This window comes from Bacillus sp. 01N45 (assembly GCF_056399205.1).
The window spans coordinates 516672-533265 of record NZ_JBFTQW010000003.1 but is presented as its reverse complement, the minus strand read 5'-3'; the positions used below and the strand labels follow the sequence as shown (position 1 = coordinate 533265).

Below are 16594 nucleotides of genomic sequence, written 5' to 3'. Positions count from 1 at the left end.
AAAAACCAGAAACRACGGATCCAGAAAAACCAGAAACRACGGATCCAGAAAAACCAGAAACAACGGATCCAGAAAAACCAGAAACAACGGATCCAGAAAAACCAGAAACAACGGATCCAGAAAAACCAGAAACRACGAATCCAGAGAAGCCTGAAAAAGAATTACCGAAGACAGGACAGAAAATGCCTGTGGAACCATATATGGGAGCACTTCTTATTATGATGAGTTTTGGATTGCTCGTATTAGGTAGAAAACAGCAGAGATAATAAAAATGAAAAGGTATCCTCAAAGTATTGGAGGATACCTTTTTTATTTGGCATAAAAAACATTTAGCAAAAGAACTCGATGCAAATAGAAACAAAAAGGAAGAAAAAGTTCATCCTATTTTCTTAATATGGTTATATCAAAAATAGCTATATATATTTAATGTGAAAATAGAAGGTTAAAGGCCTTCGTAATGTTTGGGTGAAAAAAGAGTTATCTATGTAATTAATTTGAGTACTTTAAGAAAGAGGGCTTTTTCCTAAAGTATTCAAAGGATGATAGTCCAATAGCAGGTGGGAGATGAAACTCGTTTTAGCACTGTATTAACACCTTAAAATGTAGATAGGGGAAAATAATGTAAAGAAACTATTGTATGTTTAAAAATCATATGTTACATTTGTGTTACGAAACAATTACAAAACGTAACTTATGTTACGGTTTGTTTTCTTTTGCTTTTCGATATATTACGATTTGAAGTTCATATCCAATCAACCGAGAATATGTAAAGTTAAAAAAATAGCAACCTAAAAAGAGTTTTTCTATGTGTATAAGAGTGTGTGTAGTAAAGAGTCTGGTGAGAGCTTTACGCACATTATTAAAATTCCTTTCTGTCTTAAAAGAAGAAAAACAAATACCAACTATTTAGGTGTTTTAAGTAATGATAGTAAATGAAATGTACAGTACATATTTACTTTCAGTCTAATTACTACATAGACTTTTATACATATGCTGTTATTGTTTTAGGAACACATAGGGGGAGAAAGAATGAGGAAGTTATTAACAGTAATTGGAATTACATGTTTAATGTTAGCTGGATGTAGTAATGGGAATTTTGAAAAAGAAATGGATGCAGGGAAGACCGCGTTAACGAATAAAGAATATAAAAATGCCTTATCATCATTTGAAAAAGCGCTAGATGAGAAACAAGACGATTCAGATGTAATGGTGCTTGTAGAACAAACGAAAATAATGATTGAAGCAGTGAAGTTAAAAGAAGAAACAAAGGTAGAAGAATCAATCAAGTCATTTGAAAAAGTAGAGAACATGAAGGATGGGAATAATACACTTATAAAGCAGGCAAAGGAAGAACGAACAGCATTACTAGCTGTGTTAGAACAAAAAAAGAAGTATAGTGAGCAATTGGCGAAAAGTGAAGAGTTAATAAGTAAGAAAAATTATGCACAAGCGAAAGAGATATTAAATAAGTTAGTTGCAGAAACAAAAGATAATAAGAACCTTGAAGAATATAATAAAAAAGCAGTAGGATTAGTTACTAAAATTAATGAAGAAGAAAAAAATGCAAAGAGTGAAGCAGCAGTGAAGGCACAAAAAACAAATGTAGTAACGAATCAAAAGGTAGCAACAGAAAAGAACGAAAAAACTGAGACAGGAAAGAATCAAAATGCATTTACTTTTGAAAAAGCTAAAGAATATATCAAAAATGAATATAAAGAAGAATATGATTACACGCTAGAAGATACACAAGTAGAAAATGGAAAGAAATATTATAAAATTAGAGTGCGTACGACATATAAAATAGAAGGCGCAGCTGGATCAGGATTTACTGGCGTATTCAAAGTATTCGAAGATGGTACGATTATTGAAATGCACTAAATCGATGAAAAAGGTATCCTCAAAGTATATGAGAGTACCTTTTTTAGCATAAAAAAAAGCATCTAGCAAAAGTACTAGATGCAAATAAAAACACAAGGGAAGACAAAATTCTTCCCGTTTCCCGTATGTAATTATATCAAAAAATATATAAAAAACTAGCTTTATTTTTATATAATTGATGTGTAAAGCTATGAAAGTATAAGATTACACTGTTTTCATAGTGTTTTATTGAAAAAAGGAGCTGCGTATATGATTAATTTTAAACCGGAAAATTTGAACCAACTACTAAAAGTAATGTTAATTAGTGCGAACAAGTCTTATGATGCGATTAAAGATTATGAATTTACGGGAGAAGTGGTAGTATTCCGTGTAGACTTCGAATATATTGACGTTTCTCTAATGATTGTAGATATGTTAGGAAGATCTGCTTCTAAATTTAACATTTTGCCATATGCCCGTCCGAATACGAATGAAATAGATTACATTCAGTTTCAAGTGTATTCGATTAATGAAGGGAATTTTAAAGAAGTAATGGATACGATGTAGAAAACTATAAAGTGAAACTTTAATCAGTGGGAGATTCATCCCCACTGATTATTAGTTGAACCAATCGGACGTTTACGGGCAGTTGATCGCCCACCTAACTTCTTTGCTCCAGCTGAAATTTTTTGGGAGTTTTACTGCCCGTTAACGTGGGGTAATTTTACAAATATGTATATACCAACTAATATATAATTAATAAATTCATATAATTGGAGTGATGAGATGCAGCCGTTAGAAAGGGAGATTCATTCTAATATGCTGAAAGTGTGGCGAATCCACGCTTTAATTGGAGCGGCAGTTATACTAGCAGTCGTAATTGCGTATTTCTTTTTTATGATCAATTTTAACTGGTGGGGCTGGTTGTTTGGTTTGCTAGTAACAGGCGCTATTACATTTATCCCGCTTGATTATTTTGTGTTTCCAAATTTACGTCAACGTTATTATAGTTACAGATTAAATGAAGAAGAGATTGAGATTCAAAAGGGAATGTTCGTTGTAAAACGCGTACTTATTCCGATGATGCGTGTGCAGCACGTAACGATTGAACAAGGCCCAATTATGAGAAAGTATAATTTAGCAGAATTACATATTTCAACAGCGGCAACTTCTCATAGTATTCCAGGCTTAACGAAGGAAGAAGCAGAGCAGCTGAAAAGACAAATTGGAGAACTTGCGAAAGTGAGTGATGAGGATGTATAAGAGGCAACATCCGATCACGATTTTATTAGGTATTCGAATTGCGGGTTTATTGCCTTTTATTTTACTTGTTTTATTTCGATCAGATGGTCAAGTGAAACCTTGGTATTTTTTTCATCTTGTTCTTTTGGCCATATTATTTATTATGGCAATTTTCTCAGCTATAAAATGGTATTTCAAAGTGTATTGGGTTGAAAATAATATTTTACATATTAAACACGGCGTTTTTGTGAAGAAAGAAAGTTACTTAAATAAAGAACGTGTGCAAAATATTAGTACGTCTTCTAACATCATTTATCAAGTGCTTGGACTGACGAAATTAAATATAGAAGTAGCAGGCGGTGGTAGTGAGCCGGAAGTGATGTTAGCTGGTATTAAAGAAGATGAAGCGAAGGAACTGATTGCTTTATTAAATAAAAAAAGAAGCGCTGCGAGTGAAGAAGTACCCATGGCAGAAGAAAATAAGACGATTTATCAGTTAACGATGAAAGAGATTTTAGCAGCTTCCATTACGTCTGGTAGATTCGGATTAGTGTTTTCAGGATTACTTCTTATTTACACAGAGTTTAATCAATTTCTTCCAAAATGGCTCATAAATAAAGTGGAAGCGTATGTGATGGATAACGGTGTATATGAATTAATCGTTATGGCCGCGATTTTAATGGCGGTTTCGTGGGTCGTTTCGACAGCTGGCTATGTGTTAAAATATGCGAACTTTAAAATAGAGCGAAACGGAAATGAAGTTCGCATCGTGCAAGGGTTATTTGATAAGAAAGAGTTTGTTTTAAAATTACACCGCATTCAAGCAATTACGGTGAAAGAAGGCATTCTTCGTCAGCCGTTCGGTTATTGCTCTGTCGAAGTGGAAGTCATTCAAAGTATAGAAGCAGCTGGAAATGAAGTTATGTTACATCCTTTTATGAAAAAGAAAGATGTCCAGCAGTTACTTACATATTTGCAGTTACCGTATGAAATGGAAGAGGAAATCGTTTATTTACCGAAGGCTGCATTACGTCGTTACGTAATAATGGGCTGGATTACAGGTGCTGTGCTCGCACTGCCGATCATCGGTACGAGTATATATTTCAAACAAAATATGGCGTTATTCACGCTAATACCACTATTTATCGCATTTACGTTACTTGCATACGCTCGGTATACAAGTGGCGGATATATGATACGAGACAATCAGTTAGTCATGGTATACCGTGGTCTTGCGAAATATACGGGGATCATGCGAAGAAGGCATGTTCAAGCGGTAGGATACAATCAGTCGCATTTTCAAAAGAAAGACGAGTTATGTACAGCTGCCGTATCAGTAGCGGGACATAAATATAAAGTGAAGCATATGCAAAAAGAAGACGCACTTCGCATATATAATTGGTATAAAGAAAAAGGAAACACCGGTGCGTAACGGTGTTTCCTTTTTTGTGTCGTGATTTGTCGATAAGTCGATATATTTCAAAAATCGCTGATATAATTTCATGTACCGCAGCCTTGGAGAAACCACAGTACAAAAATCCTTAAACTAACACATCAAAAGTAGTCACAAATGACGGACGAGAGAAGATACTTTTCTGCTGCTCTGCATGTGGATGCGCCTGAGCCTGAGCTTGTCCTTCCGCTTGTGCAGGGCGTTTTTTATGAGCGTTTTCGAATGAACGTGATTCTGTCCAGTCTTTAAAGTTTTGCTCCGTTTCCCACATCGTTAAGATGACATATGTATCGTTACTTAATGGGCGTAGAACACGAATTGCTTGGAAACCGGGTTCGTTTTCAATAAGGCCTGCTCGGTTTTTAAATCGGTTTTCAAATACTGGGCGACCTTCGTCTGTTACAGAAATGTTGTTACAAACGATATAGCCAGGTTGTCCTTTAAATTCTCCAACAGCGTCTAGTACGTCATATTGAAGCGCTGATTCTACTGATTCTTCTGTATTTTCTTTATAAAACATATCTTTTTCATTATTTTTTGCAGTGAAATGTGCTTGTTCTAGAGGTGTTTCGTATGAAATAATAGCCTTCATTTTAATGCCCCCTTAATGGTTTGTTTCTATTATATCAACTCTCTTAAAAAACTTCGAAGATTATATACATAAAGATACTTCTTTTTCAAATAATAAATGTACCATCATTTGGAAAGAAGGCCGATGTATGAAGAAAGTAAAGTGGACTTTATTAGGTGGATTCGCAACGCTAGTATTAGCGCTTGTACTTTATAAACTTATTGTGTTAGCTGGTGGCTATATGATGGATGAAAAGCAGCTCGTTTTCCACTCTTCATCACGTATCGTTGACCAGAAAGGGAAAGAGATTACGAAATTATATGTAGAAAATAGAGATCTCGTACCAGTCGAGCAAATTCCAAAGCATGTCCAGCAGGCGTTTATTGCGGTGGAAGATTCTCGTTTTTATGAGCATCAAGGAATTGATTATCCGTCTATATTCCGTGCTCTTTATAAAGATACATTAGCTGGAGAGAAGGTCGAAGGCGGTAGTACGATTACGCAGCAACTCGCTAAAAACGTTTTTTTAACTCGTGAAAAAACAGTTACGCGTAAATTGAAGGAAGTCGCAATTTCCCTTCAATTAGAGCAAAAATATACGAAGCAACAAATTCTTGAAATGTATATGAATCATATTTATTTTGGGCATGGGGCTTACGGTATTCAAGCAGCAGCAAAGTTGTATTTTAATAAAAATGTAGAAGATTTAACAGTAGAAGAAGGAGCGATGCTTGCAGGTCTTCCGAAGGCACCAAATGGATATTCACCTTATTTCTCTCCAGAGAAGAGTAAGGAGCGCCGTGATCTCGTATTGTCACTTATGCATAAACAAGGCTATTTGACTGCCGAAGATAGCGTACGTTATCAAGGAAAGACCATTGCTCTTTACAAAAACTTAGATGAGAATGAACTCGCATATATGCCGTATATTGATATGGTTATAGATGAAGCAGCTCGTTTATACGGATTGTCTCATCAAGAAGTACTGCGCGGAGGATATACGTTTGTCGTACCGATGGATGAAAAGATTCAAAAGGTAGCGTATAACCAGTTTCAAGATGCAAGGAATTTCCCTGGGAAAGAAGAGGGGGCACAAGGTGCTTTTTTATTAATGGATAATCGTACGGGCGGAATTAAAGCGGCGATTGGCGGAAGAAAGTACGTCCCGAGAGGCTTTAATCGTATTTTCGCAAAAAGACAGCCCGGTTCTGTGCTAAAACCACTTATCGTCTATGCACCAGCACTCGAAACGAAAAAGTATAATCCGTATTCTTTATTGACGAATGAAAGAAATTCATTTGAAGGCTATGAACCTCGAAATTATAACCATTCATATTCGAAAGAAATGACGATGTACGATGCGATTTTAGAGTCAGCAAATGTGCCGGCAGTTTCTTTATTAAATGAGTTAGGGGTAGAAGAAGGAAAGCAATATTTAGAGAAAGGAAATGTTCATATTGCAGACGCAGGGTTAAGTACAGCGCTTGGCGGATTGAAAAATGGTGTTTCACCATTTGATCTTGTAAAAATGTATCGTGCGTTTTTAGCAAATGGTGCTATTATTGAGCCGCACGTTATTGATAAAGTGTTAAATAGACACGGTGCAGTTATTGGAGAATCGCCAAAAGTAGAAACGAAAATATTCTCGAAACAAACGGCGTGGTATATGACGAAAATGTTAGAAGGAGTTGTAAAGGAAGGGACAGCGAAAGCCGGTGTATATAGCGGGGCGTTAGCTGGGAAAACAGGTACAACTTCCTTGCCAAATGACGATAATGGAGCTAGAGATATGTGGTTCGTCGGCTATACACCAAATTTAGTAGGTGCTGTTTGGATTGGTTATGACCGTACGGATAAAGAGCATCAGTTGCAAGGAGAAAGTGCGTCAGCAACGAAATTATTTAAGAAAATTTTAACGAAGGCAAATGTAGAACAGAAAGAGCAGTTTATGAAACCAGAAGGTGTGGAAACAATCGGTGCTCCGATTCGTTTGCGCAAGATTGAAGATGTGAAAATGAAATTAGCGTTCAGCCCTTTCGGTTTATTTAAAGCAAAATTAAGCTGGACACCACTTCCAGATGAAAGAATTATGTATCGTATTTATAGAGTGGAAAACGGAGTTCATACGCATGTAGGCACTGTAAATGGTGCCGGAGAATATGAGGAAAAGTTCGTTAACATCTTTTCAAAACCGAGTTTTTACGTTGTACCATATAACACACAAACGAAACGTGAAGGAGAAAAGTCAAAAGTAGCTAAACCATAGTTTTTCTCTGTGCTATAATAAGAATGTTGTGAAAATAGTAAGCGGTTTTACGAATGTTTGTGTCAATTTCATGAACAACGTACATAATGTTATGCATTTTGTTTTTACAAGCTGTATAGTAAAAAAAGATAAATATCGGAATAGAACGTATTTAGAGCAAAAGCATTGGCAAGGAAGGGAGCAAGGGTCTTGGTAAGAACTATAAATGAGACATTTTTAAAAGCATGTAGGGGGGAACGTACTGATTATGTACCAGCATGGTATATGCGTCAAGCAGGTCGTTCGCAGCCGGAATATAGAAAGATAAAAGAAAAGTATTCTTTATTTGAAATTACACACAATCCAGAGTTATGTGCTTACGTTACAAAGTTACCAGTTGATCAATATAACGTAGACGCAGCAATTCTGTATAAAGATATTATGTCACCACTACCTGCAATTGGTGTGGATGTAGAAATTAAATCAGGTATTGGCCCAGTTATTGATAATCCAATCCGTTCTTTACAAGACGTAGAAAAACTAGGGGAAATCAATCCAGAAGATGACGTACCGTACATATTAGATACGATTCGTTTATTAACGACAGAAATGTTAGACGTACCGTTAATCGGTTTTTCAGGAGCTCCATTTACATTAGCGAGCTATATGATTGAAGGCGGTCCATCTCGCAATTACCATAATACGAAAGCGTTCATGTATGCAGAGCCGAAAGCTTGGTTCGCTTTAATGGATAAGCTAGCAGATATGGTTATTACATATTTAAAAGCGCAAATTAACGCAGGAGCAAAAGCGGTTCAAATTTTCGATTCTTGGGTTGGAACAGTAAATGTAGCAGATTACCGCGTATTTATTAAACCAGCAATGGAGCGTATTTTTGCAGAAGTTCGCCCGATGGGTGTTCCAATGATTATGCACGGCGTAGGAGCTGCACACTTAGTAAATGAATGGCACGACTTACCACTTGATGTAGTAGGCTTAGATTGGCGCTTACCGATCGAAGAGGCACGCACGCGTGGTGTTCATAAGGCGGTACAAGGTAATATGGACCCGTCATTCTTACTTGCGCCATGGTCTGTTATTGAAGAACATGTAAAAGGTATTTTAGATCAAGGGATGAAGCAGCCAGGTTATATCTTTAACTTAGGACACGGTGTATTCCCAGAAGTAAATCCAGATACATTAAAACGTTTAACTACATTTATTCATGAACACTCTAAAGGGCAGTTAGCGAAGTAAAGGAGCATTGCTGTATGAAAAAGAAAATTGGTTTGCTTGTAATGGCATACGGAACGCCATATAAAGAAGAAGATATTGAACGTTACTATACACATATTCGTAGAGGAAGAAAGCCAAGTCCTGAAATGCTAGAAGATTTAACAGAGCGTTACCGTGCAATTGGTGGTATTTCTCCTTTAGCTACTATTACATTAGAGCAAGCTAAAAAGTTAGAACAGCGTTTAAATGAAGTACAAGATGAAGTAGAGTACCATATGTATCTTGGCTTAAAACATATCGAACCGTTCATTGAAGATGCAGTGAAAGATATGCATAACGACGGTATACAAGATGCAATCGCACTTGTTCTTGCGCCGCACTATTCTACATTTAGCGTGAAATCGTATGTAGGACGAGCACAAGAAGAAGCAGAGAAACTTGGAAACTTAACAATTCACGGCATTGATAGCTGGTATAAAGAACCGAAATTCATCCAGTACTGGGTTGATGCAGTGAAAGGTATATATAACGGTATGTCAGAAGCAGAGCGTGAAAAAGCAGTATTAATCGTATCTGCACATAGCTTACCAGAAAAAATTATCGCACTTGGCGATCCATATCCAGACCAATTAAATGAAACAGCTGACTATATCGCAAGAGGTGCTGAAGTAGCAAACTATGCAGTAGGTTGGCAAAGTGCAGGAAACACACCAGATCCTTGGATTGGTCCAGATGTACAAGATTTAACGAGAGAACTAAATGAAAAGTACGGTTATACTTCATTCGTATACGCACCAGTTGGATTTGTTGCGGAACATTTAGAAGTTTTATATGACAACGACTTTGAGTGTAAAGTTGTGACAGATGAAATTGGCGTGAAATATTATCGTCCAGAAATGCCAAATGCATCGGACGCATTTATTGATTGCTTAACAGATGTTGTATTAAAGAAAAAAGAATCTGTATTGTAAAAAGAAAGGGGGAGCATGCTTGAGGAAAAAAGTTGTAATCATCGGCGGTGGCATCACAGGATTAACAACAATGTATAACTTACAAAAAGATATTCATGACAAGAACTTGCCGATCGATACATTACTTATAGAAGCATCGGGTAAACTTGGCGGGAAAATTCAAACCGTTCGAAAAGATGGATTTACAATTGAACGCGGACCGGATTCTTTCTTAGCACGAAAAGAAAGTGCCTCTAGACTGGCGCGAGAATTAGGTCTTGGTGATGAACTTGTAAATAATAAGGCCGGTCAATCATTTATCCTCGTAAACAATCGGTTACATAAAATGCCGAGCGGATCGATGATGGGAATTCCAACGCAAATTACGCCGTTTCTATTTTCCAGGCTGTTCTCCCCAATTGGTAAACTAAGAGCTGGTTTTGATCTGTTAATGCCCAGGTCAAAGCCAGTATCTGACCAATCACTCGGGCAGTTTTTCAGACATCGCCTCGGCAACGAAGTGGTTGAAAATTTAATAGAACCATTACTATCGGGTATTTATGCAGGGGATATCGATGAAATGAGCTTAATGTCAACATTCCCGCAAATGTATCAAATTGAGCAGAAACATCGCAGTATTTCACTCGGTATGCGTACGCTTGCTCCGAAAAAAGAGAAATCTGAACCGAAAAAGGGAATCTTCCAAACAGTGAAAACAGGTTTAGAATCTATAGTAGAATCTCTCGAAGCAAAGATACATGAAGGTACGATAATAAAGGGAACTCGCATTGAAAAAGTTACAAAACTTGGTGATGCTTACACGATTACTCTTAGTAACGGAAAAGAAATAGAAGCGGACGCGGTCGTAGTGGCAAGCTCACATAAAGTATTGCCATCTATGTTCGCGCAGTACAAGCAGTTTCGTTTCTTCCGCAACATTCCGTCTACATCAGTTGCAAATGTGGCAATGGCTTTCCCGCAATCAGCCATTCAGCGCGATATTGACGGCACAGGGTTTGTCGTATCTCGAAATAGCGACTACACAATTACAGCATGTACGTGGACACATAAAAAATGGCCACATACAACGCCAGAAGGAAAAACGCTTCTTCGTTGTTACGTCGGTCGTGCTGGTGATGAAGCAGTTGTAGAACAAACAGAAGAGGAACTCGTTCAGCTCGTACTAGAAGACTTACGAAAGACGATGGATATTACAGAGGATCCTGAGTTTACAGTCGTAAGTCGCTGGAAAGAAGCGATGCCCCAATATACAGTAGGCCATAACGAGCGAATGAAGAAACTCACAACATTTATGGAAAAAGAGTTGCCAGGTATATACTTGGCAGGTAGTTCTTACGCTGGTTCTGGTCTTCCGGACTGTATTGATCAAGGTGAGAAAGCCGCAAAGCGTGTACTATCTCATTTGGAGAAAGTAATGGAGACGGAATTACTCGCACAATAAAATATAAGAAACGCCTTCAATCACATTGAAGGCGTTTTGTTACTTATTCACCAATAAACATATATAAGTTATTTGGCTTTATAACGGAATCTCCCGCATAAATAACCCATTCTGTTAAGTTTTCAAACTCTAACTGATAACTATTTCCCTCACTCATATCTTTTATAAAATATGGTTCATTAATGAGTATTCCTTGAATGAAATCTTCCGTAATGTTTTGCATTTCAAACCACATATGTTCACTTTTTCCTTCTTCGTAGGAAACACCAAACTTAGCGAGGAAACGAAAATCTTCATTTGATTGTTCAATGTGAAAAATATTGCTGAAATACCCGAAAGTATTCTTCGCATTGTAAGCCATACGATCGGTTTCACTATTTGTTTTATAGAACATGAGCCCTGTAGCTTCCTCGTGTTCTTTGAAAAAACTTTCAATATATTCTTCTGAAGTATTAAATTTGAATAAAAGAACGGACGGAGATTGATGGTATTCATCTCGGTCATCCATCCCGCCTAAGAATACGTTTTGTGCATCTATTGGTTGTAGTTTCACTTCTTCATCCTCGATTGAAGATAATTGATCCATACTCGTTTTATGCCCAATATAAGATAATCCCTTTTCCCACGGAACAGCTACTGTATGGATAGAACCTTGCTGACTATGCGCGATCACGATAGGCTCATTCATAGGGACTTGTCCATTCTCAACGGCATTATTAGCAAATGTTTGAAAGAGATCACCAATGCCGTAATAGGACGAAATGCGATTTGGAATAATTAATTCTATTTCTGTTACGCCTGCTCTTAAAAGGCCATGTGTATGAAACCAATATTGCGTAGGCTCACCTTCTTTATCGTCTTCATAAACAGAATGAATAACATACAAGTCAGGAATGTCAGGTAATAATTCATTTTCAACGTGATATTCAATATAGCTTCTAGATATCACTTTCATTGCGGCACTTGAATCGATCACAAATAACAAATCTGGAGCGAGGTGCCATAAAAACTGTAACTGCTGGAAAAAGCAGTCCAATACATCGCCTACAAATAGCGTACGAGTGAAAATTTCAGTTCCATAAGCAGCATCTTCAAAATGACGATCTACGATTGTAGAATCTTGTCTATTGTACATTTTATATTCTTCTGGGTTATTTGCCTCATCAATATGCAGCTCATACGGTATGATTGTTTCATCCATATGTAACTCAACAATAAGGCTTGTCTCATCACTAAAAACAATTTTTAACTCATCAACTTTAGTAGAGATAGTTTCTAGCCGCTGTTTTAACTGCTCAATTGTAATTCTAGTAGGTATAACGGCAATCATATCTGAAAAATGACGTTCTAATGTTCCATTCATAGCTGCGCGGTATGTTTCTGTTTGTACTTCCATCCAATCACTCCTATTCAAATGAATCCATTTTACATGCCAATGAACTTTCGATATTTTCTGTTTTCTCTCTCTAACATTATAGAGCGCATTCGTAGAAGGTGTAAAATTATTATTTTGTATTATAGTTTGAAAGCCTGTAAATTAAATAAATTTTTTGTAAAACTTGTCGAAATATCATTCTATATAACGAATCATTTGATATGATAGAAATGCTGAGAAAATATGAAATAGGGAGAGGAAAATGGCTGTGAAGAAATTGTTAAGTGTCTTTTTATCATTCATACTATTGCTTTCATTTACTGGAACTTTAGTACAAGCAGAAGAAACGACTTCTATGTCAGTAGAAAAAGCAATTCAAGTATTTAAACAGCAAGGGAAAACGAAGGGGATAGTGGAAGGGTATATCGTTGGATATACGCAAAGTCCTTCTAAATACACGAAAGATCCGGCTAAGTTTGATGATACAAACGTAGCAATTGCCGATTCGCCAAATGAAACGAATCCAGACAAAATCATGCCTGTTCAGTTGCCGAAAGGTGATGTGAGAGCGGCAGTAAACGTGAAAGATCATCCTGAAAATATCGGGAAGAAAGTTAGTTTAACAGGGACGCTTGAATTATATTTTAGTAGCCCAGGTTTAAAATCGGTAACGGCTCATAAGTTTCAAGGGGAAGGACAAAACCGTGTTAGCGATGTAGTAGCTTCGCCTGGTAGCGGAGAAGTTGCGAAGGGCACAGCGGTAACATTAACAACGAATACAGAAGGAGCAACAATCTACTATACGTTAGATGGCTCTAACCCTACAAACAAGAGTGTTCGTTATAACGGACAAATTGTAGTGAATGAAAATAGTGTGATTAAAGCAATTGCAGAGAAAGAAGGGCTTACTGCTTCAGCGATTTCAACATTTTCATTTACTATCGTAAACAATGAACAGGTTCGTATTCATGATATTCAAGGAAAATCACATATTTCTCCTTACAACGGGAAGAAAGTCTACAATGTGGAAGGCGTTGTAACAGCGCTTGATAAAAATGGTTTTTATATAGAAGATAATCAGCCGGATAATGATCCAGCTACTTCAGAAGGTATGTATGTGTACAAAAAGGATGCGAATGCAGCAGTAGGAGATCTTATTCAAGTTGATGGAGTAGTAGAAGAATATGTTGGACCTGGATATGCAGAAAGGTTTGACACAGACTTAACTACGACGGAAATTAAAGCGAGCCGTGTTGCTGTCATCGCAAACGATCAACCATTACCAGCACCGATTGTACTTGGAGAAAACGGTGTGAAAATCCCTGATCAAATTATCGATAATGATGCATTCGGTTTATTTGATCCAAATGAAGATGCAATCGATTTTTATGAAAGTATAGAAGGTATGCGCGTTACGATGCCAACGCCAAAAATTATTGCACCTCAGAAAAACGGAAATTTATATGTAACAGTAGAAAATGGCGGAAATAAAGTCGTAACGAAATATGGCACACCTTTATTAGATGAAAATCAATTAAACCCAGAGCGTCTTTCTGTAAAAGTACCTCGCGATTATGTAGCAAAAGTAGGAGATACTTTCACTGGAGATATAACAGGGGTAGTAGGATATGATTACGGTTCGTTCCGCATTGCGCCAATAACGGAATTACCATCTGTAGTGGACGGTGGATTTAAGCAAGTAGGGGCGAATATTCAGCCTCGTCTTGATAAGTTAACAGTTGCTACATATAACATTGAAAACTTTTCGGCGAATAAAAAAGAAACAACAGATGAAAAAGTAAAAGCGTTAGCGTATTCTATTAAATACAATTTAAAAATGCCAGATATTATCGGTGTAGAGGAAATGCAAGATAATAACGGAACGATTAATGACGGTACAACAGATGCTTCGTTAAGCGCAAAACGTATCATTGATGCAGTTCTAGAAATTCGCGGACCGAAGTATGAGTATGTAGAAATTGCTCCGAATAATAATCTAGACGGAGGAGCACCAGGAGCGAATATTCGCGTCGGTTTCTTCTACAACCCATCACGCGTGAAATTAGCAGCAGTACCGAAGTTACTTGATAAAAATGTCGTTCGTATTGGAGACGAAAATTCATTATTTGAAAGTACACGTAAACCGCTTGCAGCAGAATTTACGTTCCAAGGACAAAACGTTGTTGTCGTTGCAAATCACTTAAACTCAAAAATAGGAGATGCAACGCCATTTGGAAAAGTGCAGCCGCTCGTATTAAAGAGTGAAGAAAAACGAATTCAGTTAGCGCAAGAAGTAAATCACTTTGTACAAGGAATTCAGAAAAAGAACACGAATGCACCAGTTGTTGTGTTAGGGGATATGAACGATTTTGAGTTCGCTAAACCACTAAAAGCACTAGAAGGAACAAACTTAAAAAATATGTTAAACACAGTGCCGAAAGAGAACCGCTACACGTACATTCATGAAGGAAATGCACAAGTGTTAGATCATATTTTAGTAACAAACAACATCGCACCACACACAATTGTAGACCCAGTACACTTAAACTCAAACATTATGAAAGAACATGGACGTGTAAGTGACCACGACCCAGTACTTGCTCAAATTGATTTGAAGAAAGCTTCTTAAATTAGGGGAACGCTTAGGTAACTAAGCGTTCTTTTTTGTTTTTGTAGCGTCATAGAATGGTATAAAGAGGTGATTCCTTTTTTTGTAATCTGGTGATAAAATTAATTGAATATTTAGTCTTTATGAGGAGGGCAACGATGCCAGCGCAAATAAATGGAAAGCTAATGAATCAGCTTGCAATTTTTTTTAGTACGATCGTCATGTTTCAATTTGTAGCTGAGGTAACAGGACTTACTCAAAATTTGGATATTACATATAACTTAATACATACAGCATTGTCCTATGTAACGTTTAGTTTGGCAGTCATTTTTACTCTAATAGGTGCAAGAAGAGAATTAAGTACATATGCAATTATTTTATTATGTTCAGTTGTAGGTATTAAAGCGATTTATTTTGCGGCGATCGTTATTTTATGGGGATTGGCAGGTACGCCGTAAAGGGGAGATGATTATATGAGTATTGAAAATATAAGATTGATAAATGTAAATGATAATAAGAGCGTAATTCTCTAAGCTAACTTAGGGAATTACGCTCTTATTCGTACAATCACTTAGTCTGAAATTGCTTGAAGCGCTTTTCTACACCGATCTCTTTTTTGGAGTCTTCTTCTATATTTTTTTCTATCCCGCTTTACTCCTTGTATATACATAAATAAGCTAACGAGAAGGAATAAAGCACATTGCATCGTTAAAATGTACGGTGACATGCCTTGCAATGGTTGTTTCGGATCATATAAATGAATAGGTGCTCCGCCGATTGAAGGAAATATTGTATTTAGCAGGACGTAAGGAATGGAGGCAACTGCGAATGGAAAGAGAATTGCCATATAGTCCTTTTGTGACCATACAGATGCAGCAAGTCCTAAAAGGGCCATTAAACCTGCAAATAAAAAATTAATTCCGATATATACAGTAATGTAAGTGAGAGGCGCATCGAAATATAGGTTTGCGAACATTCCATCAGCATTTATGATGCCTGAACCAATCGTAGGTGTTCCGTCTGGAATGGTTAATTTGCAAAATAATAACGATAAGATGAATGGAAATGTATAAAGAAATCCTCCGCAAAAAAACGTAACGATATATTTCATTACTGAATAAGGAAATAAAGAAATCCCCTTACTCACAAACGGTTTAAAACCATCTGACTTATCCGAATTGTAACTTGTACTAAAGGGGAAACTCGCAATAACTGGCATTAATAATAAATAAACATCCATTTCATTGTCGCGAAATCCGATCCATTTTATATCTGTTGAAATAGGTCCACTCGCTGCGTCTCCTAAATAACGAATTACATAGTAATAGTGATAAATACAAATAAGAACGAATCCACTAAACATAATAATTAGAGAAATACGACTACAAAAAGCTTGCTTTATATTTAAACGAAGCGCACGCATCATGACTGAAAAAGCCTCCACTATTTTGATAAACTTGTCTATTTTCTATATTACTATTAAATGTAAACATTTTCTTGTTTTTTTATTTGATTATTTGAAAAAAGGGAAATTTGATGTCGTTAAGTAAGGTTTAACTAAAATTATATTTTCTAAAATATGGTTGACAATTAAG

The 16594-nt window shown here is 36.7% G+C and carries 14 protein-coding genes; 11 read left to right on the top strand and 3 right to left on the bottom strand.

Features of this window, described 5'->3' with window-relative positions:
* From AC1DMU_RS10540 to AC1DMU_RS10520, 5 genes are all read left to right on the top strand, one after another.
* The coding region (locus AC1DMU_RS10540) for an LPXTG cell wall anchor domain-containing protein (RefSeq protein WP_476941496.1) at positions 1 to 266 on the top strand (266 nt) is incomplete at its 5' end.
* Between the two features lie 763 nt (positions 267 to 1029).
* Complete coding sequence (locus AC1DMU_RS10535; protein ID WP_088062365.1) at positions 1030 to 1878, top strand: hypothetical protein; 849 nt, start codon at positions 1030 to 1032, stop codon at positions 1876 to 1878.
* Between the two features lie 249 nt (positions 1879 to 2127).
* A complete protein-coding gene (locus AC1DMU_RS10530) occupies positions 2128 to 2424 on the top strand; it encodes a protoporphyrinogen oxidase (protein ID WP_088062367.1) in 297 nt (98 codons plus the stop codon).
* Between the two features lie 219 nt (positions 2425 to 2643).
* Positions 2644 to 3120, top strand: coding sequence for a PH domain-containing protein (locus AC1DMU_RS10525; RefSeq protein WP_001182715.1), 477 nt, complete (start codon positions 2644 to 2646; stop codon positions 3118 to 3120).
* Complete coding sequence (locus tag AC1DMU_RS10520; RefSeq protein ID WP_088062369.1) at positions 3113 to 4531, top strand: PH domain-containing protein; 1419 nt, start codon at positions 3113 to 3115, stop codon at positions 4529 to 4531. Before AC1DMU_RS10525 ends, AC1DMU_RS10520 begins: the two co-directional genes overlap by 8 nt.
* A gap of 109 nt (positions 4532 to 4640) precedes the next feature.
* On the opposite strand, the gene hmoB is transcribed toward AC1DMU_RS10520, so the two are convergent.
* Positions 4641 to 5144, bottom strand: a complete 504-nt coding sequence (gene hmoB / locus AC1DMU_RS10515) for a heme-degrading monooxygenase HmoB (RefSeq protein ID WP_000644084.1) — start codon at positions 5142 to 5144, stop codon at positions 4641 to 4643.
* Positions 5145 to 5271: 127 nt separating this feature from the next.
* Here hmoB and AC1DMU_RS10510 point away from each other — a divergent pair, with 127 nt between their 5' ends.
* From AC1DMU_RS10510 to hemY, 4 genes are all read left to right on the top strand, one after another.
* Complete coding sequence (locus AC1DMU_RS10510) at positions 5272 to 7389, top strand: transglycosylase domain-containing protein (RefSeq protein ID WP_088062371.1); 2118 nt, start codon at positions 5272 to 5274, stop codon at positions 7387 to 7389.
* Positions 7390 to 7578: 189 nt separating this feature from the next.
* Positions 7579 to 8625 carry a uroporphyrinogen decarboxylase gene (gene hemE / locus AC1DMU_RS10505; RefSeq protein ID WP_088062374.1) on the top strand — a complete coding sequence of 349 codons (1047 nt, stop codon included), beginning with the start codon at positions 7579 to 7581 and terminating at the stop codon, positions 8623 to 8625.
* A 14-nt stretch (positions 8626 to 8639) separates the two neighbouring features.
* Positions 8640 to 9575 (top strand): ferrochelatase, encoded by a 936-nt coding sequence (hemH, locus tag AC1DMU_RS10500; protein WP_088062376.1) that lies wholly within the window; start codon positions 8640 to 8642, stop codon positions 9573 to 9575.
* A 19-nt stretch (positions 9576 to 9594) separates the two neighbouring features.
* Positions 9595 to 11016 (top strand): protoporphyrinogen oxidase, encoded by a 1422-nt coding sequence (hemY, locus tag AC1DMU_RS10495; RefSeq protein ID WP_088062378.1) that lies wholly within the window; start codon positions 9595 to 9597, stop codon positions 11014 to 11016.
* Positions 11017 to 11059: 43 nt separating this feature from the next.
* Here hemY and AC1DMU_RS10490 read toward each other — a convergent pair whose 3' ends face one another.
* Entirely contained in the window at positions 11060 to 12412 is a 1353-nt protein-coding gene (locus AC1DMU_RS10490) for a DUF4026 domain-containing protein (RefSeq protein WP_060489232.1), read from the bottom strand.
* Positions 12413 to 12653: 241 nt separating this feature from the next.
* Here AC1DMU_RS10490 and AC1DMU_RS10485 point away from each other — a divergent pair, with 241 nt between their 5' ends.
* Together AC1DMU_RS10485 and AC1DMU_RS10480 are read left to right on the top strand one after the other, a co-directional pair.
* A complete protein-coding gene (locus tag AC1DMU_RS10485) occupies positions 12654 to 15020 on the top strand; it encodes a DUF6359 domain-containing protein (protein ID WP_088062380.1) in 2367 nt (788 codons plus the stop codon).
* A 137-nt stretch (positions 15021 to 15157) separates the two neighbouring features.
* The gene (locus tag AC1DMU_RS10480) at positions 15158 to 15457 is read left to right on the top strand and encodes a hypothetical protein (protein WP_088062381.1); all 300 of its coding nucleotides are present in this window, start codon (positions 15158 to 15160) and stop codon (positions 15455 to 15457) included.
* 113 nt (positions 15458 to 15570) lie between these two features.
* Here the strand turns inward: AC1DMU_RS10480 and AC1DMU_RS10475 are convergent, their stop codons facing one another.
* Positions 15571 to 16425, bottom strand: a complete 855-nt coding sequence (locus tag AC1DMU_RS10475) for a hypothetical protein (RefSeq protein ID WP_088062383.1) — start codon at positions 16423 to 16425, stop codon at positions 15571 to 15573.
* Between the last annotated feature and the right edge of the window lie 169 nt (positions 16426 to 16594).